Annotated in this window: 16 protein-coding genes and 1 other annotated feature; of the genes, 1 reads left to right on the forward strand and 15 read right to left on the reverse strand. The window is 40.6% G+C overall.

Annotated elements, in window-relative coordinates; translation table 11 throughout:
- Window positions 1-49: 49 nt before the first annotated feature.
- The 12 genes from uvrC to zapA form a co-directional block, all read right to left on the reverse strand.
- Window positions 50-1,825 (reverse strand): excinuclease ABC subunit UvrC, encoded by a 1,776-nt coding sequence (gene uvrC / locus BN1082_RS21260; RefSeq protein WP_090637939.1) that lies wholly within the window; start codon window positions 1,823-1,825, stop codon window positions 50-52.
- Window positions 1,826-2,149: 324 nt separating this feature from the next.
- On the reverse strand, window positions 2,150-2,464 hold the full coding sequence (gene trxA, locus BN1082_RS21265; RefSeq protein ID WP_090637942.1) for a thioredoxin: 315 nt from the start codon (window positions 2,462-2,464) through the stop codon (window positions 2,150-2,152).
- A gap of 137 nt (window positions 2,465-2,601) precedes the next feature.
- Window positions 2,602-3,579, reverse strand: a complete 978-nt coding sequence (locus BN1082_RS21270) for an electron transfer flavoprotein subunit alpha/FixB family protein (protein ID WP_090637944.1) — start codon at window positions 3,577-3,579, stop codon at window positions 2,602-2,604.
- A 36-nt stretch (window positions 3,580-3,615) separates the two neighbouring features.
- Window positions 3,616-4,389, reverse strand: a complete 774-nt coding sequence (locus tag BN1082_RS21275) for an electron transfer flavoprotein subunit beta/FixA family protein (RefSeq protein WP_090637947.1) — start codon at window positions 4,387-4,389, stop codon at window positions 3,616-3,618.
- A gap of 116 nt (window positions 4,390-4,505) precedes the next feature.
- Window positions 4,506-5,279: an enoyl-CoA hydratase gene (locus BN1082_RS21280; RefSeq protein ID WP_090637950.1), complete on the reverse strand. Its 774-nt coding sequence runs from the start codon at window positions 5,277-5,279 to the stop codon at window positions 4,506-4,508.
- 22 nt (window positions 5,280-5,301) lie between these two features.
- Window positions 5,302-5,889: a fatty acid metabolism transcriptional regulator FadR gene (locus tag BN1082_RS21285; RefSeq protein ID WP_090637952.1), complete on the reverse strand. Its 588-nt coding sequence runs from the start codon at window positions 5,887-5,889 to the stop codon at window positions 5,302-5,304.
- Between the two features lie 199 nt (window positions 5,890-6,088).
- Window positions 6,089-7,792 carry a long-chain-fatty-acid--CoA ligase gene (locus BN1082_RS21290; protein ID WP_090637955.1) on the reverse strand — a complete coding sequence of 568 codons (1,704 nt, stop codon included), beginning with the start codon at window positions 7,790-7,792 and terminating at the stop codon, window positions 6,089-6,091.
- 508 nt (window positions 7,793-8,300) lie between these two features.
- The gene (locus tag BN1082_RS21295) at window positions 8,301-8,708 is read right to left on the reverse strand and encodes a DUF350 domain-containing protein (protein ID WP_090637958.1); all 408 of its coding nucleotides are present in this window, start codon (window positions 8,706-8,708) and stop codon (window positions 8,301-8,303) included.
- A gap of 17 nt (window positions 8,709-8,725) precedes the next feature.
- The gene (locus tag BN1082_RS21300) at window positions 8,726-11,083 is read right to left on the reverse strand and encodes an endonuclease MutS2 (protein WP_090637961.1); all 2,358 of its coding nucleotides are present in this window, start codon (window positions 11,081-11,083) and stop codon (window positions 8,726-8,728) included.
- A 14-nt stretch (window positions 11,084-11,097) separates the two neighbouring features.
- Window positions 11,098-12,816 carry a DNA polymerase/3'-5' exonuclease PolX gene (polX, locus tag BN1082_RS21305; protein WP_090638483.1) on the reverse strand — a complete coding sequence of 573 codons (1,719 nt, stop codon included), beginning with the start codon at window positions 12,814-12,816 and terminating at the stop codon, window positions 11,098-11,100.
- Between the two features lie 465 nt (window positions 12,817-13,281).
- Complete coding sequence (locus tag BN1082_RS21310) at window positions 13,282-13,824, reverse strand: CvpA family protein (RefSeq protein ID WP_090637964.1); 543 nt, start codon at window positions 13,822-13,824, stop codon at window positions 13,282-13,284.
- Window positions 13,825-13,829: 5 nt separating this feature from the next.
- Window positions 13,830-14,105 carry a cell division protein ZapA gene (zapA, locus tag BN1082_RS21315; protein ID WP_425412198.1) on the reverse strand — a complete coding sequence of 92 codons (276 nt, stop codon included), beginning with the start codon at window positions 14,103-14,105 and terminating at the stop codon, window positions 13,830-13,832.
- Window positions 14,106-14,211: 106 nt separating this feature from the next.
- Between zapA and rnhC the strand changes: the two genes are divergently transcribed.
- Window positions 14,212-15,153 carry a ribonuclease HIII gene (rnhC, locus tag BN1082_RS21320; protein ID WP_090637969.1) on the forward strand — a complete coding sequence of 314 codons (942 nt, stop codon included), beginning with the start codon at window positions 14,212-14,214 and terminating at the stop codon, window positions 15,151-15,153.
- 294 nt (window positions 15,154-15,447) lie between these two features.
- Here the strand turns inward: rnhC and pheT are convergent, their stop codons facing one another.
- From pheT to BN1082_RS21335, 3 genes are all read right to left on the reverse strand, one after another.
- Window positions 15,448-17,862, reverse strand: coding sequence for a phenylalanine--tRNA ligase subunit beta (pheT, locus tag BN1082_RS21325; RefSeq protein ID WP_090637972.1), 2,415 nt, complete (start codon window positions 17,860-17,862; stop codon window positions 15,448-15,450).
- Window positions 17,863-18,003: 141 nt separating this feature from the next.
- A complete protein-coding gene (pheS, locus tag BN1082_RS21330) occupies window positions 18,004-19,041 on the reverse strand; it encodes a phenylalanine--tRNA ligase subunit alpha (protein ID WP_090637974.1) in 1,038 nt (345 codons plus the stop codon).
- Window positions 19,042-19,358: 317 nt separating this feature from the next.
- Window positions 19,359-19,596 (reverse strand) — a binding site (T-box leader).
- Window positions 19,597-19,655: 59 nt separating this feature from the next.
- The gene (locus BN1082_RS21335) at window positions 19,656-20,411 is read right to left on the reverse strand and encodes a TrmH family RNA methyltransferase (RefSeq protein WP_090637977.1); all 756 of its coding nucleotides are present in this window, start codon (window positions 20,409-20,411) and stop codon (window positions 19,656-19,658) included.
- Between the last annotated feature and the right edge of the window lie 31 nt (window positions 20,412-20,442).

Consider the following 20,442-nt stretch of genomic DNA (forward strand, 5'->3'; position numbering starts at 1 on the left):
GTATTGTTAAAATTTAAATCATTATAGCACATTGACATTTTTCTGACAATCACTCTGTGTGAAGTTTATTTATTAATTCTTTTGCCACGTCTATTGGCAGACCGATCGATCGAAAATCCTCCAAACTGGCCTCTCTCATTTTCTTCACAGAGCCAAATTGTTTTAACAAAAGTTTTTTTCGTTTTTCACCAATTCCCGGAATATCGTCAAGTAAGGATTGAAAAACATTTTTCCCGCGTATTTGGCGATGAAAGGTAATGGCAAAGCGATGAACTTCGTCTTGTATTCTTTGCAATAAATAAAATTCCTGGCTGTTCCTAGCCAATGGGACAATTTCTAATGGATTCCCGTACAATAATTGCGACGTTCGGTGTTTTTCATCCTTGACAAGTCCAGAAAGTGGGATGTCCAAGCCCAGCTCATTTTCTAATACATCTCTTACCGCCTCAACATGCCCTTTCCCACCGTCAATGATGATCAAATCAGGTAAAGGAAGGTTTTCCTTCAATGCACGGGAATATCTTCTTCGTGTCACTTCCCGCATTGATTCATAATCATCAGGCCCCTTAACCGATTTAATTTTATACTTTCTGTACTCCCGTTTATTTGCCTTCCCATCAATAAAAACAACCATGGCCGAAACAGGGTCGGTTCCTTGAATATTGGAGTTATCAAAGGATTCGATACGGTGCGGTGTATAAATCCCAAGCAGGCTCCCAAGATTCTCAATCGCTTTGATCGTCCTTTCTTCATCCTTTTCGATTAGCAAAAACTTCTCATTCAAGGATAGTTTCGCATTTTTAATGGCCATTTTGACAAGGTCCTTCTTCTGTCCTCGCTGTGGCTGTATCACTTTCACTTCAAGCAGCTGTTCTGCAAGATTCAAATCCACTTCATCTTGTACAAGAATTTCCTTCGGCTTAAAATGATTGGCCTTAGCATAAAATTGTCCCAGAAAAGTTAATATTTCTTCTTCCGGTTCATTGTAGATTGGGAATGTGGAAACATCACGTTCAATTAGCTTTCCTTGGCGCACAAAAAAGACTTGAACACACATCCAGCCTTTATCAACGGCAAAGCCAAATACATCTCTGTCGGTAAAATCGGTCATCGTAATTTTTTGCTTTTCCATAATCGTTTCAATATGGATGATATTATCACGTAATTCTTTTGCCCGTTCAAAATCCAGTTCTTCAGCGGCACTGTTCATTTTTTCTGTTAGATCTTTCTTAATTTCGTTATAACCGCCATTTAGAAAACGGGTAATTTCATCGGTCATTTGTTTGTACTCTTCTTCCGAAACCTCGTTCACACATGGTGCCAGGCACTGACCTATATGATAGTACAAACAAACCCGATCAGGCAGGGTCGAGCATTTGCGCAATGGGTAAATCCGGTCGAGAAGTTTTTTCGTTTCATTTGCTGCCCCTACATTTGGGTAGGGACCAAAGTATTTGCCCTTGTCTTTTTTCACTTTTCTCGTAATGATGAGTTTAGGATGTCTTTCTGCCGTCAGTTTAATAAACGGATAGCTTTTGTCATCCTTCAGCATGATATTATATTTTGGATCATATTTTTTAATTAAATTTAATTCGAGAAGAAGCGCCTCAATATTTGAGGAGGTGACGATATATTCAAAGTCTTCAATCTCATTGACCAGCCTCAACGTCTTTCCGTCGTGTGAACCGGTGAAATAAGAACGGACTCGATTTTTTAATACCTTTGCTTTTCCTACATAAATGATCGTCCCCTGCCGGTCCTTCATTAAATAGCAGCCAGGCTGATCAGGCAGCAAGGTTAATTTTTGTTTAATTGTTTCATTCATACCCGCCACTCCTCTTTAGTAAATCCCTTTTTATTAATCTCTGTTAAACTTGCCTGTTGATTTCCGCTCCAGGCGTTCGCTTTCCGCGGGCGGTCCGGGGAGCCTCCTCGGCGCTACCTGCGCCTGCGGGGTCTCCCCGGACCCGTAATCCCGCAGGAGTCGAGTGCCTTCCGCTCCAATCAACATAGTGGCAAAATCAACAATGAGCTTTAACATAGCCTTTTATTTATCTATAAATTTTAAAACAAACGGAACCTAAAGAAAAGAACAAAAAAGCCTTAGCCAGAAAGTTTCCGGCTAAGGCTTATAATGGAAAATAGACGTTTATACGTGTTTTTGCACTACGCTTGCTAATGCATCTTTTGGCTGAAAGCCGACTACTTTATCAACAATTTCGCCGTCTTTAAAAAATAATAATGTCGGGATGCTCATAACCCCGAATTTTGCAGCTGTTTCTGGATTTTCATCCACATCTAATTTAACGATTTTTACTTTATCGCCCATTTCTGCGTCAAGTTCTTCAAGAACGGGAGCAATCATTTTACAAGGTCCGCACCATGGTGCCCAGAAATCTGCAAGAACAAGACCTGAACCTGTTTCTGCAGTAAAATTTTGATCAGTTACATGTGAAATAGCCATTTGTATGACCTCCTAAGTTAATACTGAAATACTACCCACAGTATAGCATCGGTTGAAAAATCATGCTAATTATTTGCTTGACAAGTAATTTTTCCCTAATAAAAGCGAGCGGTTCAACCCGCTCGCCCGCTTTCTTATTATGAGTGAACTTTAAGCTTTTTAAACTCTTCTGTTAACATCGGTACAACTTCAAACAGGTCACCGACGATTCCATAGTCAGCCACTTTAAAGATGTTCGCTTCTGGGTCCTTGTTGATGGCCACAATCACTTTTGAGTTGGACATGCCGGCTAAGTGCTGAATCGCTCCGGAAATACCACAAGCAATATAAAGGTCCGGTGTTACAACCTTTCCGGTTTGACCGATTTGCACTGAATAATCACAGTAGTCAGCATCACAGGCACCGCGCGAAGCTCCAACTGCCCCGCCCAATACATCAGCTAATTCCTTTAGAGGCTTAAAGCCTTCAACGCTTTTCACACCGCGTCCGCCGGAAACAACTACTTTTGCTTCACTTAAGTCGACACCTTCTGTGGCTTTTCGTACTACTTCTTTGATGATGGTGCGAAGGTCTTTAATTTCGACTGAAAGCGATGCGACCTCACCCGTTCTGCTTGCATCCTTTTCTAAAGGAGCAATATTGTTCGGACGAACGGTTGCAAAAATCAAACCGTCTGTGACAATTTTTCTTTCAAATGCTTTACCGGAATAAATAGGTCTTGTAAAGACGACATTGCCGCCTGCTACTTCAACAGCAGTTGCATCAGAAATCAAGCCTGAAGAAAGTTTGGCAGCAATTCTTGGTGAAATATCTTTTCCAAGTGCTGTATGTCCCAAAACCAAACCTTCTGGCTGCTCTTTTTCAATCACTGCTAATAATGCTTGGGCATAGCCATCCGATGTATATTGTTTTAATTTTTCATCTTCAACTACAACAACGCGGTCAGCGCCATATTGAATTAACATTGATCCTAAAGCGCTTACAGATTCACCAAGCAATACTCCAATAACTTCTCCACCTTCTGCAACTGTTTTTGCTGCAGCGACTGCTTCAAAAGAAACATTACGCAATGCTCCGTCACGAGCTTCTCCTAATACTAATACTTTTCTAGTCATTCCCCTTTACCTCCTGCACATTTTTGAAAAATAAGATTAGACTACTTTTGCTTCAGAATGAAGAAGTTGAACAAGTTCTTTTACTTGATCGCTCAATTCACCGGATAAAACCTTTCCAGCTTCTTTTTGAGCAGGCAAATATATTTCAATGGTTTTCGTTTTCGCTTCTACATCATCTTCTTCAAGGTCAAGATCATCCAACTCTAATTCATCAAGTGGTTTCTTCTTCGCTTTCATGATGCCTGGTAAAGAAGGGTAACGCGGTTCATTTAAGCCTTGTTGGGCAGTTACTAGTAACGGAAGGCTCGTTTCAATTACTTCGGAATCCCCTTCCACGTCACGAGTGACTGTTACCTTATTTCCGTCAATTTCAAGCTTTGTAATGGTTGTAACATAAGGGATGTTCAGCAATTCTGCCACGCGTGGACCAACCTGTCCAGAACCTCCATCAATCGCAACATTTCCACCTAAAATTAAATCCGCATCTTTATCCTTTAAATATTCAGCAAGGATTTTTGCTGTTGTAAATTGATCCCCAAATTCCAAATCATCTTCCGTATTCACAAGGACAGCTTTATCGGCACCCATCGCAAGGGCTGTACGCAATTGTTTTTCTGCCTCCTCGTTTCCAACAGAAATAACGGTTACTTCTCCGCCATTTGCGTCACGAACTTGAATAGCCTCTTCAATCGCATATTCATCATAAGGGTTGATGATGAATTCAGCACCATCCTCATTGATTTTTCCACCGGAAATTGAAATCTTTTCTTCAGTATCAAAGGTTCTTTTCATTAACACGTAAATGTTCATGGTTAGGGTTCCCTCCTAAGAGAATTCAAACATTTTTTCAGTTCGAAAGATTGAGAAAATATTTTACAAAAAAATATAAAATAATGCTGTCAAAGCCGATCTCAGCTATGACATGCTTATTCACCTTTAAAATGAGGCTCTCTTTTTTCCATAAATGCTTGGATGCCTTCCTTGGCATCACTAGATCCAAAGACTTCTCCAAACAAAACAGCTTCCTTATTTTGTCCTTCGTAAAATTCTTTTGTTTTGGCATAATTCAGTAATTCGATAGCTGCCTTTATTGAAACGGGGCTTTTCTTGGTGATTTTTCCAGCCATCTCATACGCTTTTTCCAACACTTCATTTTCAGGATAAGCTTGATTTGCTAAGCCATATTGGACTGCCTCAACACCAGTGATAGGCAGAGAAGTGAAGAGCATTTCTGCAGCTTTTGCAACTCCAACATATTTCGGCAGGCGCTGCGTTCCAGCAAATCCTGGGATTAATCCAAGCTGGAGTTCAGGTAGACCTAGCTTCGCTGTTTCACTAACAAGGCGAATGTGGCAAGCCATCGCAAGCTCAAGTCCGCCACCTAGGGCAGCACCATGAATAGCCGCGATAATCGGTTTTGGAAATTTTTCCATTCGATCAAATAGCTCTTGACCATACTTACCAAGCTTTGAAAAATCGTCTGATGAAGTTACGGTCGTAAATTCTTTAATATCCGCCCCAGCTGAGAAAAAGCGTCCTTCCCCATGAATAATAACTACTCTTATTTCACGGTTTGGTTCAATTTCATCAAGCGCTGCTGCAAGCTCTTTTAAAAGCCCTGATGAGAGAGCATTAGCAGGTTGACGTTGCAAAGTAATGGTGGCAATATTGTCTTGATAAGACCATTTTAAATACTCCATTTAGATACCTCCTATCCTATATTCACTCCACGTTTCCACATCCATTAATTAGTAGACGCTGAACTGGAAGCGCAAGTGTGACTAAATCATACTTCTCCTCATTCATCACCCAAGTCGTTACGGTTTCATCAATCGTTCCAAAAATCATTTGTCTTGCAAGACGTACATCAAGGCTACTTGGGAATTCTCCCGTTCCGATGCCTTCAATAAGAATTTTATCTATCACCTGAAGATATCCTTTTAGAATATCATTGATTTTTAAACGTAATTCTTTATTGGATTGTCGTAATTCAAGCTGGGTGACGATTGCAAGGTGATGGTCCTCGGACAGCAATCTGAAATGAGATTCTATCACTCTTAATAATTTCTCTACCGCCGTCCCATTTCCTGCAATTAATTCATTTAATTTTTCAATAAAGTTTCCCATTTTTTCTTCAAAGACCGAGATAAGGATATCTTCTTTGTTTTTAAAATAAAGATAAATGGTTCCATCGGCAACACCAGCCTGCTTGGCAATTTTCGATACCTGAGCTTGGTGATAACCATTTTCAGCAATGGCAATAACCGCTGCATCAATAATTTGCATATATTTTGGTTTATTTTTTTTCAATTTCTATCCTTCCTTTTGAAGAAAACTGGTTAACTAAGTAATAGATCCTAAAAAACATAAAATATGAATGAATAATCATTCATATTTTATAATAGTATATTCACATAATTCTGTCAAGAAACTGAATTTCATTTTATTATACTTCAAAACCTTTATTTAGGACATGCCTTTTCTTGCAAAAAAAAATGATCATCTTCTGCTAAGCTTGCTTCTGATGGTCTTCCTCTAATTTTTTCATTTCCTCTTCCACTAGGTTCCTTCTTAAAATTTTTCCAACCGCTGTTTTTGGAAGCTCCTTTCGAAATTCATATAGTCTTGGCGCTTTGTAGGCGGCTAAGTATTTTCTGGCAAACTGATTCAATTCCTCCTTTGTGACAGTAGAACCTTCTTTTAGGACAATATATGCCTTTACGGTTTCGCCCCGATATTGGTCTGGAACTCCTGCAACAACCACTTCCTTTACTTCAGGATGCTCATACAAAACCTCTTCAATTTCTCGCGGATAAATATTATAGCCCCCCGCAATGATCATATCTTTCTTACGATCTACCACATAAAAATATCCGCGTTCATCCATATATCCAAGATCGCCTGTATAAAGCCACCCATCTTTCAAGGTTTCAGCCGTATCTTCAGGACGATTCCAATAGCCTTTCATGATTTGCGGTCCTTTTATAACAATCTCGCCTATTTCCCCTGCTGGCATTGATTCACCTGTTTCAATAGAAATGATTTTTGCATCTGTATCGGGGTATGGAACACCAATGCTGCCCTTCACTCTTTCAATGTCCCAAACAAAATTGGCATGGGTAACCGGTGATGCTTCTGATAAACCGTAGCCCTCGACAAGTTTGCCACCTGTGACCTCTTCGAATTTTTGCTGCACTTCAACTGGCAGAGCAGCAGAACCGCTAATACAGGCCTTAATCGAAGATAAATTATACTTTTTCAAATCAGGATGGTTAAGCAGACCGATATAAATGGTTGGAGCACCGGGAAAAAGAGTAGGACGTTGTTTCTGAATCGTTTTTAATGTATTCAATGCATCGAATTTAGGCATTAAAATCATTTTACAAGCCATCTTAATGGATAAAATCATCACGCTAGTCATCCCATATACATGGAAAAAAGGTAAAATCCCAAGAATAGATTCTTCCCCAGGCTTGCATTTATATAGCCACGTCTGACTCATGGTCGTATTGGCTATTAAATTTTTATGGGTTAACATAACGCCTTTCGGGGATCCCGTCGTTCCGCCTGTATATTGAAGTAAGGCAAGGTCTTCCTCAGGATTAATATCAAAGTTTATCAGTTTTTTCGGTTTCATTTTTATTATCTCCGAAAACAAATGGGTGTTTCCCTCATGCTGTACTTTGACGACAATCCCATATTGTTTTTTCTGGATGAATGGATAGGCTAAGTTTTTTGGAAATGGAAGGTAATCTTTGATAGCGGTTACAATAATATGCTGTAATTCTGTATGCGGCATTACATTAGAAACTCGTGGATATAGAATGTCAAGGGTGATAATGGCTTTTGCTCCGGAATCTTTCATTTGGTACTCTAATTCTCGTTCCGTATACAATGGATTGGTTTGGACTACAATTCCTCCGGCCATCAAAATCCCAAAATAACTGATGACCCCTTGAGGAGTATTTGGTAGCATAATGGCGATTCGATCACCTTTAGTAATACCAATCCCCTGCAAATAGCCTGCAAAACTTAAGGCTTCTTCATAAAGCTTTTTAAAGGTGATTTCTTTGCCCATAAAGTGAACCGCAATCTTTTCCGGATACTTTTCTTTTGCATCCACTAAATATTGCTGGACAAGCTCTCGAGAGTACTCAAGGGCTGCAGGGATTTCCTTTGGGTACACCTCAAGCCACTGTTTATGTTCAGACATTTTTCAACCTCCTTTTTGAATTGTTTAAAAATTCAAATTCCAATTTCATTATATTATAGTCTTGTTTTTTAAACAATGGAAAACCCGAAGGTGTAAGCATTGGTTTAATTCTTATACTTATAGGCTGTGTTAAACTTGCCTGTTGATTTCCACTCCAGGCGCTTCGCTTTCCGCTGGCGGTCCGGGGAGCCTCCTCGGCGCATAGCGCCTTCGGGGTCTCCCCTGCTCCGTACTCCCGCAGGACGTTGAGTCATCATCTTTGAATCAACACCGCACGAAGGAAATGCGTAAGCATTTTCGAGGATCGAGCGCCTTCCGCTCCAATCAACATAGTTACAAAATCAACAATGACCTTTAACACAGCCTACTTATAAAAAAAATCATCGCTGATCATTCAGCGATGATTTTTCATTTAGCAAAAAACAACATATATCCTATACCAGTTAGTAAAAACAAAACGCATAATCCAATCAGCACTTTTGCTAATGTCTGCAAATCGACTCTCCCCTTAAGAAATTCCTGCACCAATGACATAAGATAATCCAATCGAGATAACCATCGAAATAAAACCGACAGCGCGATTATCATTTTGGATTTCATCGTCAATTTTGAACCTTGGTGTTAGAAATTCATAAATAAAATATCCGGCCAATAACAGGACAAAACCAAAAATCCCCGACCAAATCAAGGAAAGTAAAGAATTGTGGTGTTCAATGGAAAAACGAAAAATATTTGAAATCCCAAATATCTTTCCGCCAGTTGCCATTGCCACGGCAATATTCCCTTTTTTGATTTCCTCCCAATTCTTATATTTTGTTACTGCCTCAAAGATAGCTAAAAACACGACCATGCATAAAATCACGACGCTGTAATAGGCAGCAATTATAACATACTCATTCTCCCAAAAATGTCGCATTCCGATATCCCCCGACTTTATTTAAATTCTACCACCGTTACACCCGATCCACCTTCTCCTGCTTCGCCAAAACGAATCTTCTTTACAGAGCGATGATTCCGTAAATATTCCTGAACTCCCTGTCTCAGGGCGCCAGTACCTTTTCCGTGGATTATCGATACTTGATGATAGCCTGATAACAGGGCATCATCAATGTATTTTTCCACCCTAAGAAGGGCATCTTCATACCTTTCTCCACGTAGGTCAAGCTCTAGCTTAACATTGGATTCCCTTCCTCTGACAATTGTCATCGGTTTGGTCTCCACTTGTTTTGGAGTACTAATATATTCCATATCTTTTTCTTTCACTTTCATTTTCAAAATGCCAATTTGAACTTGCCATTCTCCCGCTGATACTTTTTCAAGCAGGCTGCCATTTTGATTAAAGGTAAGAACCTTGACTTCGTCTCCTGGCTTAAAGGCATGCTTCTTATTCTTCTTATCCATCAGTCTTCCTGATTTCTTAACCTCCGGTACTGCCCCCTCAAGCCGTCTCTTCGCCTCAATTAATTCATGCTCCTTCACTTCAGCATGCTTTTCGATTCTCATCTTACGAAGGTCGCGAATCACTTTTTCTGCTTCGTCTTTTGCCTCGTCAATAAGGTCCTTTGCTTTTTCAGCAGCATTCTCATACATTTTGTCTTTTTGCTCGTAAAAAGCAATCATTTCCTTCTGCAAGTCTTGTTGGAGCTTTTCCGCCTGCTTTAAATATTCCCTTGCTTCCTGGTGTTCTATTTCTGCATGTCGTTTGCTTTCCTCTAGAGAGGCAATCATCTTGTCGATTTGGTTTGCATCCTCGCTTACATGCGATCTTGCTGTTTGAATTACTCGTTCGTTTAACCCTAACCGTTTGGAAATTTCAAAGGCGTTACTACGTCCCGGCACCCCTAATAAAAGCTTATAAGTAGGGCTTAGTGTCTCTACATCAAACTCGACGCTCGCATTCAAAACCCCTTCACGGTTATAGCCATAAGCCTTTAATTCAGGATAATGGGTCGTGGCAATGACTCTTGCCCCCCGTTTGTGGACTTCGTCTAAAATAGATATCGCCAGTGCTGCCCCTTCTTGAGGGTCCGTTCCTGCTCCCAGCTCATCAAACAGTACGAGGCTGTTAAAATCCACATTATTTAAAATATCCACAATGTTGACCATATGGGAAGAAAAGGTACTTAGGCTTTGTTCAATTGATTGTTCATCACCAATATCAGCATAAACTGAGTCAAAAACAGCCAGCTCAGAACCATCGAGAGCCGGAACTTGTAACCCTGCTTGCGCCATTAAGGAGCACAATCCGACCGTTTTTAAGGTAACCGTTTTCCCACCAGTATTGGGGCCGGTAATCACAATGGTTGTATAATCATTACCAAGTTTAATGTCATTGGCAACGACTTCCTCAATCGGAATCAACGGGTGTCTTGCTTTGAAAAGAGAGATTCTCCCCTCATGATTCATGGTTGGCATGGATGCTTTAATTTTTCGTCCATATCTTGCTTTTGCAAAAATAAAGTCTAAATTGGCTAATATAGAAACAATTATTTTTAATTCTGACTCATGCTCAGCAGTCTTAGCAGAAAGTTCTATTAAAATTCGCTCTATTTCAAGCTGCTCTTTAACACGGATATCTTGCAGCTGATTGTTTAATTGGACAATGGCCTGCGGTTCAATGAATAATGTCTGGCCCGAGGAGCTTTGATCATGAATAATCCCGCCGTAATGCCCTCTGTATTCCTGTTTCACCGGAATTACAAACCGTTCATTCCGAATCGTGACGATGGGATCGGAAAGCATTTTTTGCGCGCTGGATGAGCGAATCATGCTCTCTAATTTTTCCCGGACCCTTGCTTCATTAGAACGGAGCTGACTCCTTAATGAGCGCAAGAGGTCACTTGCACCGTCTAGAACCTCTCCGCTTTCATCTATCGCATATTTAATCGCTTGCTCCAGATTTGTTAACGGAATGATTTGCTCCACTTGTTCCAATAGGATAGGAAGTTCTGTTCTCTCTGCTGCTAAGTCCTCAATAAAATGCTTAATTTGCCTGCTTGCACGGATGGTGCTCGAAATTTGTACTAATTCATGCGGACTCAAGATCCCGCCAATCACTGACCGTTTTATATGGGCGCGAATATCATGTATTCCTGAGAGCGGAACATTTCCTTTTATTCGTAGAATTGTCGCGGCTTCATCTGTCTCTGCCTGCAGTCGTACAACTTCTTCAAAATCTGTGGAGGGGACTAGCTGACTTATTTTTTCTTTACCAAGTGATGAAGAGGCATGTTCTTGCAGCTGTTCCCTCACTTTAGTAAATTCTAAAACCTTTAAGGCTCTTTCTTGCATGGAGTTATTCCTCCTTAATTTCGATTATATAAAAACTCAAGTAAGTCATTTTTATCAAGGGCATTGAGGACAGTTGACTTCTTAATCCAACCCTTTTTAGCTGTGGAAACACCAATTTTCATGTGCTGTAATGTATCGATTTTATGAGCGTCTGTATTGATGAGAATTTTTACACCTTTATCCTGTGCTTTTCGCAAATATTCAGCCGCAAGGTCAAGCCGGTTTGGATTCGCATTTAATTCTAATGCCGTATTCGTCTCTTTCGCGAGATCGATTAACAAATCAATATCCACATCGTAGCCCTCGCGGCGGCTAATTTTTCTACCGGTAGGATGGGCGATTAAATCGACATGCGCATTTTCGAGAGCTGTTTTTAACCGTGACATAATTTTTTCCCGTGGTTGTGAAAAAGCTGAGTGAATGGAAGCTATTACAAAGTCCATTTCGGCAAGCACTTCGTCCTCATAATCTAATGTACCATCAGGAAGAATATCCATTTCAACGCCAGAAAGAATCAAAATGTCATCGTATTTTTCATTTAATTTCTTAATTTCTTCTTTTTGCTTTAAAAGCCTTTCGCGTGTCAGACCATGCGCCACCTTTAAAAATTGCGAATGGTCCGTTATAGCCATATATTGATAACCCCGAGCACGGCAGGCCTCGACCATTTCCTCAATGGTATGAGCTCCGTCGCTCCAAGTGGTATGCATATGAAGGTCGCCTTTTATGTCCTCGAGCTCAATTAATGGTTCATAGCCTGGAAAGACATCGACTTCTTTTCCATCTTCCCTAATTTCAGGAGGAATATAAGGAAGACCAAAATGCTGGAAAAATTCTTCTTCAGCTGAGAAAGTAAGGATTTCCCCAGATTCAATATTTTCAACACCATACTCACTTATTTTTTCACCGCGCTCTTTGGCTAACTGTCGCATCCGAACATTGTGATCCTTTGAACCGGTAAAATGGTGCAGGGTCGTCGTAAATTCCTCAGGCTTTACAAGGCGAAAATCGGCAGATATATCATAATCCAACCCAAAGATTACCGAAACCTTTGTATCGCCCGCACCAATAACTTCTTTAATTTTAGGCATTTCTAACAGCTGTTGTCTTACGATCTCTGGCTCGTTTGTTGCAATGATAAAATCAAGGTCTTTGATTGTTTCCCTCATTCTTCTTAAACTTCCAGCCCTTGAATAACGATGGACTCCAGTAAAGCCTGCGAGAACTGACTCTATTTGTTCGGCAATCGGCAGCATGTATGCAAGTGGCAAACGTTCAGGTCTTGTACCAATAGTCTGAATTGCACTTAAAATTTTTTCTTCTGATTTTTTCCCAAAACCAGGCAATGCTTGAACCAACCCGGCTTTACATGCCTCTTCTAAACTTTCAACATCTTCAATCCCTAATTCTTGATAGAGCTTGGCAATTTTTTTACCACCAAGTCCCGGGATTTGCAGCATTGGAATTAAACCAGGAGGAACCTCTTCTTTTAATTCTTTTAAGACTGATGATGAACCTACTTTTAAGTATTCTTCTATTACGGCAGCTGTTCCTTTGCCAATTCCTGATAGGGCCGTAAAGTCCTCAATTTCTGTTATGCTCCGCTCATCCGTTTCCAGTGCTGTAGCCGCTTTACGGAAAGCAGAAATTTTAAAAGAGTTTTCCCCTTTTAGTTCCATATAGACTGCAATCATCTCTAATATACGAACAACTTCCTTTTTGGTTTCATTCATGGTAAGCCACCACCCTTTTAGAATAGCTTTTTCATTTTTTTGTTTTTTAAGGCATTCATCATGCCGAAGAATTTCTTGAAAAAAGAAAAGCGCAAGGCGCCCGTTTAGCGACGTATAGACTGGAGCGCTTCGACTGAGATAAAGGAAACACGGAGAGCGAAGCAGCTGCATTGAAAAACTTCAAGAATTACATCTGTGATTAAACATCATGAAGCTTTGCGACGAGCTGAACAGCAGCTTCCTCGAATGGGCTATGGCGCAGGAGCACTTCACGATCCGATGTTGACTTATCGTAGGGAGAAGAGCGAAGTCCACTAGTCGCTGGGCGCCTCCGCCGAAAAACTCACGTTTTTCGGCGTGCGAGGTATCGCTTCCGAAGCTTACTCTTTTGAAGTTGGACAATTCTCAATGTCGAATTTTATATTTTCTTATCTTAAAACAAAAACTTCTCTGCTACAGAGAAGTTCAGAGGGGCGTATTATCAATCCACCAACGCGATAATTGCTGGGAAAAGATAGGAGTGTGTTTCACAATTGCCTTTGCTAAAATAGAATGGTCCAAAGGATTTTGGAAAGTACTTAATGGAATTAAGGCAGCAATATATAATAAAATAAAGATGATAAAATAGGTTTCAAGAAAGCCTAGTATTCCGCCTGCCCAGAAATTTAAGAAATTCAAAATCGGCAAATGGGCTATAAAGTCAAGCATAGATGCGATAATCTGCACCAAGATCTTCACTGCGAAAAAAATAATCGTAAACGCAATCGCACGATAAAAAGCAGTTTCCATATTACCGCTGTGCGTCAAAACCTTTAATGCTGATTGGTCGCTTAAATTTGGGTATGGAATCCAAAGGACTAACTTCTTTGCTAATTCAACATAGTATAAATTTGCTACGATATATGCAATAATAAAACCTATTAAATGAAAAAGCTGCAGGATAAAGCCTCTTTTAAGGCCAACAAAGAAACCAATTACTAATAAAAATAAAATGGCTAAATCTAACACACTTTTCAGTCCTTTTCCTTTTGAAGTTCTGCTAGGAGCCGTTCCAACTGATCCTTTATTTTAAGATAATCATTGACAGCATTTACTGCTGTTAAAACGGCTAGCTTATTTACATCTAACGCTGGATTCTTGGAGCTGATTTCTTCCATTTTATCGTTAACTAATGCCGCTACGAGCCGAATATGTCTTGGGCTTTCCGTGCCTACAATAATATATTGCTGCTCGTATATATCAACTGTCGTTCTGTTTTTTTGACTATTTGACAAAATAAATGCCTCCATTCAAGAATCCTCACTATATAATAACATGAACTTATAAAAGTCGAAAAGTTAAAGTATCGTAGTCTTTGATGATTATAGTTAATTTTTAGAAAAGTGGTGCTTCCATTTGGGTAATGTTGTATTAAAAAAAAGCTTAAACGAAATGATGGAAATGAAAAACTATTACAGTAGATCTTTAATTGAAAAATTGCCACAAGGCAGTTTGTTTGCGGCGAAAACCCCAACCTGCATGATTACCGCCTATAAATCAGGAAAAGTATTATTCCAAGGGACTGATAGTGAGAAAGAGGCAAGCAGATGGGGGAATGCCAATGCTCCTGCAAAAAAAACGACTACACCGAAAACAGGCAGTGGTAAGGGCCTACCTGCAGGTTTTAGTCAAATGTCTGTTATTGGTTCTGACGAAGTGGGTACAGGAGACTTTTTCGGTCCGATCACGGTCGTTGCCGCTTATGTAAGTAAAGATCATATTCCATTGTTAAAAGAATTAGGTGTAAGGGACTCTAAGGATTTAACAGATGAAAAAATCATTGAAATTGCTAAGGTCATAAAAGATGTGGTCCCCTTTAGCTTGATGACTTTGAAAAATGAAAAATATAATCAGGTTCAAAAAACAGGGATGTCGCAAGGAAAAATGAAAGCCATCCTCCATAATAAGGCGATTTTAAATGTGTTGGATAAAATCGCACCAGAAAAACCCGAAGCTATTTTGATTGACCAATTTGTCCAAGAAAGTACATATTTTCAACATATAAAAGGGCAAAAGGCAATTGCCAAAGAGAATGTTTATTTTAGTACAAAAGCGGAAGGAATTCATATCGCAGTTGCTGCAGCCTCGATCCTTGCCCGCTATGCCTTTGTTCATTATATGGATAAATTAAGTGAAGCGGCAGGTTTTAAGATTCCAAAAGGGGCCGGAGCCCAGGTAGACGTTGCAGCTGCCAAGCTTATATTAAATAAAGGCAGGGAAACATTACCAAGCTTTGTTAAACTTCATTTTGCCAACACTGAAAAAGCATTGGCGATTGTTCATAAAAAGAGGAATTGAGACCAGATCCTTTGGGAGACTGGTTCTTTTTTTATGGAAAAATAGAGGTTGGCGAGTAAAGTGCGAAAAGTGGCGAGTAAAACGGAAAAAGTCGCGAGTAAAATGAAAAATCCCGCGAGTAAATTACAAAAACCGGCGAGTAAACAAAAAAGGAACAATTTATATACACCAACCCCCATGAAAAAATGACAAAAAAAGTTAGGATTAATGGGGTTAATCGTACTAAATCGTTCAATATCGCCAACTATTAATTAAAAAAACGCTTGGATTTTTTCAATCCAAGCGTTTTTTGATTTATCCTCGTAAAACAGCGCCGGCCTTTTCTTTTAAGGCATCCAGTACGCGAGTATGAACCTTCGTCACTTCTTCATCTGTTAAAGTTCGTTCAGGATCAACATATTTCAACGAGAACGCAATCGATTTCTTTCCTTCTTCCATCTTATCCCCTTCGTATAAGTCAAATACATGAGCTTCCTTAAGAAGAGGTGCACCCTCAGATAAAATAATCTCTTTCAAGGTGCCTGACACCGTTTCTTTGTTTGCAACTAAAGCAATGTCCCTTGTGATAGATGGGAAGCGCGGAATCGATTCATATTGTAATGGGGCCGATTCTGCTCCAAGGACATCTTTCAGAGAAAGTTCAAATACATAGGTGTCTTTTAGGTCTAATTCTTTTTGTATGTTTGGATGAACCTGGCCAACAAAGCCAATTTTCTCACCATTTAAGCGGATTTCTGCTGTCCTGCCAGGATGCATGTCTTCAACCTTCGTCTGGACGTATTCCACTTGATCAGCAAGACCGAGTTTGTCAAACAAGCCTTCCAAAATTCCTTTTATCACGTAGAAGTCAACAGCCTTTTTCTCTCCCTGCCAAGAATGGCTATGCCATAATCCAGTAATAGCTCCAGCTAAATGTTCATTTTCAACAGGTAATTCATCCGTTCCGTTTGCTAAAAAGACTGCTCCTGTTTCATAGACTCCTAATTGATCGTTTTGACGGGCATTGTTGTACTTTAATACTTCCAAAAGCTGTGGAAGAATACTTAAGCGAAGTACGCTGCGGTCTTCACTCATTGGCATTGAAAGACGAACCGCGTTTCGCTTTTCTAGAGCAAATTGTGCCGCTTTTTCTTCACTAGTTAAGGAGTACGTAACAGCTTGATATAGGCCGGCACCTTCTAAATAGTGGCGGACTACCCGACGCTTCTTCTGGTATTCTGTTAGTTTTCCAGGTGTTGTAGAGCCAATCGGTAAAGTTTTGGGAATCAAGTCATAGCCGTACAACCGTGCCACTTCTTCAATCAAATCTTCTTCGATTTTGATATCGCCACGGCGAGTTGGCGCCGTTACAGTAATCGTTTCATCCTCAACCGTCACAGGAAATTGTAATCGTTCAAAAATCGCTTCTACATCCGAAGCGCTCAATTCCGTTCCAAGAACGCGATTGATTTTTTCCAAGGTGATCGAAACAACGGCCGGCTCAATCGTCATTACATCTACTTCTGCTGTTCCTTCCAACACTTCGCCGCCAGCGTATTTTGCCATTAGGTAGGCTGCACGCTCACCAGCAACGCGAACACGATTTGGATCAACACCCTTTTCAAAACGAGCACTTGCCTCGCTTCTTAAGCCATGATCTTTAGATGCTTTTCTGACCGTTGCTCCGTTAAAATAAGCTGATTCCAACAGGACGGTGGTTGTGTCTGATGTGACTTCTGAATTAGCCCCGCCCATAACACCTGCAAGCGCTACAGGTTCGGTTCCGTTTGTAATAACAAGATGATCGGCTGTTAATGTTCGTTCCGTATCGTCAAGTGTCACAAACTTTTCTCCATCTTTTGCCCTGCGGACAAGGATTTCCTTTGATCCTAAACGGTCATAATCAAAGGCATGCAGTGGCTGTCCATATTCTAATAAAATGTAGTTAGTTATATCGACCACATTGTTATGCGGGCGGATTCCTGCTGACATCAAACGTGTCTGCATCCAAAGTGGAGAAGGTCCGATTTTGACATTTTTAATAACCTTTGCAACGTACAAAGGATTATCCTCTTTCGCATCTACCACAATTGTCATATAATCTGAAGCTTTTTCAGGTGCAGCTTGAAGCTCGATTTCCGGAAGCTTGACTTCCCTGCCTAAAATAGCCGCAACTTCATAGGCAACACCAAGGATACTTAAACAGTCAGAGCGGTTTGGGGTTAAACTTAGCTCAAGGACTTGATCATCTCGATTTAATAATGCAAGGGCATCTGACCCAACCTCAGCATCCGCCGGAAAAACAAAAATTCCCTCTGAATATTCTTTCGGAGCTAATTTTCCTTCTATTCCAAGCTCTTGCAAGGAACAAATCATCCCATTTGATTCCTCACCGCGAAGTTTGGAACGTTTGATTTTAAAATTCCCTGGTAATACTGCACCGGCTTTTGCGACCGGAACCTTTTGACCTTTTGCGACATTCTTTGCACCGCAAATGATTTGGACAGGATCTCCTTCCCCAAGGTCAACAAGACATTTGCTAAGTTTATCAGCATTTGGGTGCTGCTCACGTTCAAGGACATGGCCAACGACCACACCTTTAATCCCTTCGTTAAGCACCTCTACTCCTTCTACTTCAATACCACTTTTGGTAATTTTATCAGCTAATTCTTCAGCCGATACGCCAGTTAAATCTATATAGTCTTGAAGCCATTTATATGAAACGAACATGTCGAAAACCTCCTATTTTAATCCATTTCTAGCACCCTGTGATTAGTGACCTTCCCCCACCTCTTTCGATAAGTTAACATCGCTTTTATCTCAATTGGGGGTATTCGGTTCCTACGTCGCTAAACAATGCTTTTGCTTTACTTACTCATGTTTTGAAAATTGTTTTAAGAAACGAACGTCATTCGTATAGAAATGACGAATATCATCAATACCGTATTTCAGCATTGCAATCCGCTCTGGACCCATACCGAAAGCAAAACCGGTATATTTTTTCGAATCATAGCCAGCCATTTCAAGCACGTTAGGATGAACCATACCAGCACCGAGAATTTCAATCCAGCCTGTTTGCTTACAAACGCTGCAGCCATGTCCATGGCAAATTTTACAAGAGATATCCATCTCGACAGATGGTTCTGTGAACGGGAAGAAGCTTGGTCTTAGCCTGATATCGCGATCTTCACCAAACATTTTTTTCGCAAAAACCTCCAATGTTCCTTTCAGGTCACTCATGCGAATATTCTCGCCAACCACTAAACCTTCTATTTGCATAAACTGGTGGGAGTGGGTAGCATCATCGTTATCGCGGCGGTACACTTTACCAGGGCAAATAATTTTGATTGGACCTTTGCCATCATGCTTTTCCATCGTCCGTGCCTGCACAGGGGATGTATGGGTACGCATCAGAATTTCTTCTGTGATATAGAAAGAATCCTGCATATCGCGAGCCGGGTGTCCTTTCGGTAAATTGAGAGCTTCGAAGTTATAATAATCCTGTTCGACCTCAGGACCTTCTACCACCCGATAACCCATTCCAATAAATAAATCTTCAATTTCTTCAATAATTCTTGTTAATGGATGGTGATTTCCAACCCTAACAGGGCGGCCAGGTAATGTCACATCTATCGTTTCGGAAGCAAGTTTTTCATTGACGGCTGCTTCCTCTAATTCATTTTGCTTGGCTTCAATTTTGTTCGAAATGGCTTCACGAACCTCATTTGCCAAAGCCCCCATGATTGGGCGCTCTTCTGCTGAAAGTTTGCCCATACCGCGGAGTACTTCGGTAATCGGGCCTTTTTTGCCTAAATAAGCAACACGAATGTCATTTAATTCTTTTAAGCTGTCAGTCTGCTCTACTTTTTGAATTGCTTCTTCCTGCAATTCCTTTAATCGTTCTTGCATTGGATTTCCTCCTTAAATGTTGATCACGAATGGGTTTTAAAAAAAATGGCTTTGTTAAACTTGCCTGTTGATTTGCGCTTCAGGCGCTTCGCTTTCCGCGGGCGTTCCGGGAAGCCTCCTCGGCGCTTAAGCGCCTGTGGGGTCTCCCCTGCCCCGTAATCCCGCAGGACGTTGAATCAGCTTCTTCGAATCTACACCGCACGAAGAAAATGCGATAGCATTTTCGAGGATCTCGCGCCTTCCGCTCTAATCAAAATAATTCCAAAAATTAACAATTACCTTTAACACAGCCAAAAAAATAAAAAAACCCCATCCCAAAAAGGGACGAGGTTATAGTCGCGGTACCACCCTTGTAAACACTGTATGTAAAATCAGTGTTCGCTTCATTCGAATAACGGCATATGCCGAGACATCTTTACATTTCTTTTTGAAATGGTCCCGATGCTGACTCGGGAGGTGAACTTCTCCAGTCTTTTCCATAAAAGTGCTTTCAGTCGAGGCACTTTCTCCCTAAATGGTGTTAAACTAGATACTTTTCTCCGTCATCATCTTTTATTATCAATATATTTCATTATTATATAGTAATTCTTCTTGCGTTTCAAATAGGTTAACACCTATTTTTTTAAATAATATAAAAGAATTCCTGTAGCAACAGCAACATTTAACGATTCGCTCTTTCCGTAAATCGGAATATAAAGATTAGCAGTGGTGTGAGCGAGAAGATCTTTATCAACACCATTCCCCTCGTTTCCGACTATCAGCGCAAAAGAATCTCCAACGGAAAGATCGGTATAGAGTGATGCACCTTCCAGCGCTGTTCCGTAAACTGGAATCATTCTTTCTTTCAGTTTGCCGATGCATTCATGAAGGTCTCCCCTTACGATTGGCAGGTGAAAATGGCTTCCTTGCGCAGACCGGAGAACCTTTGAATTAAAAATATCAACACTACCTGGGCCGACAATAACAGCATCGATTCCTGCTGCATCAGCTGTTCGGATCATTGTTCCGAGATTTCCCGGATCTTGGGCAGCATCAATTAGCAGGAAGCTTTTAGCATCTTGAAGGACGTCCTCCCTAGTGATTTGACGGCAAACTGCATAGATGCCCTGTGGTGCCTCTGTATCTGATAGGGAATTGGATATCTCTTCCGTGACGAGGGTAACGGGAATGGAACCGACATCAAGACGGGGTGGTACCCCAACTTTTTCTGAGGCAATGATTTCTAAAACTTCCTCCCCATGCTTGAGTGCTTCCTCAACTAAATGGTATCCTTCGACGAGAAATGTCCCCGACCGATCCCGTTCTTTTTTTGTTAAAAGCTTTTTCCATTGCTTTACTTGTGGATTTTGCAAAGATTGTATGTATTTCAAATCCTTATCCCCTTTAAAAATGCTTTGATTT

Origin of the sequence: Neobacillus massiliamazoniensis (assembly GCF_001048695.1) — a bacterium.
GTDB classification, from domain to species: Bacteria; Bacillota; Bacilli; order Bacillales; family Cytobacillaceae; genus Neobacillus; species Neobacillus massiliamazoniensis.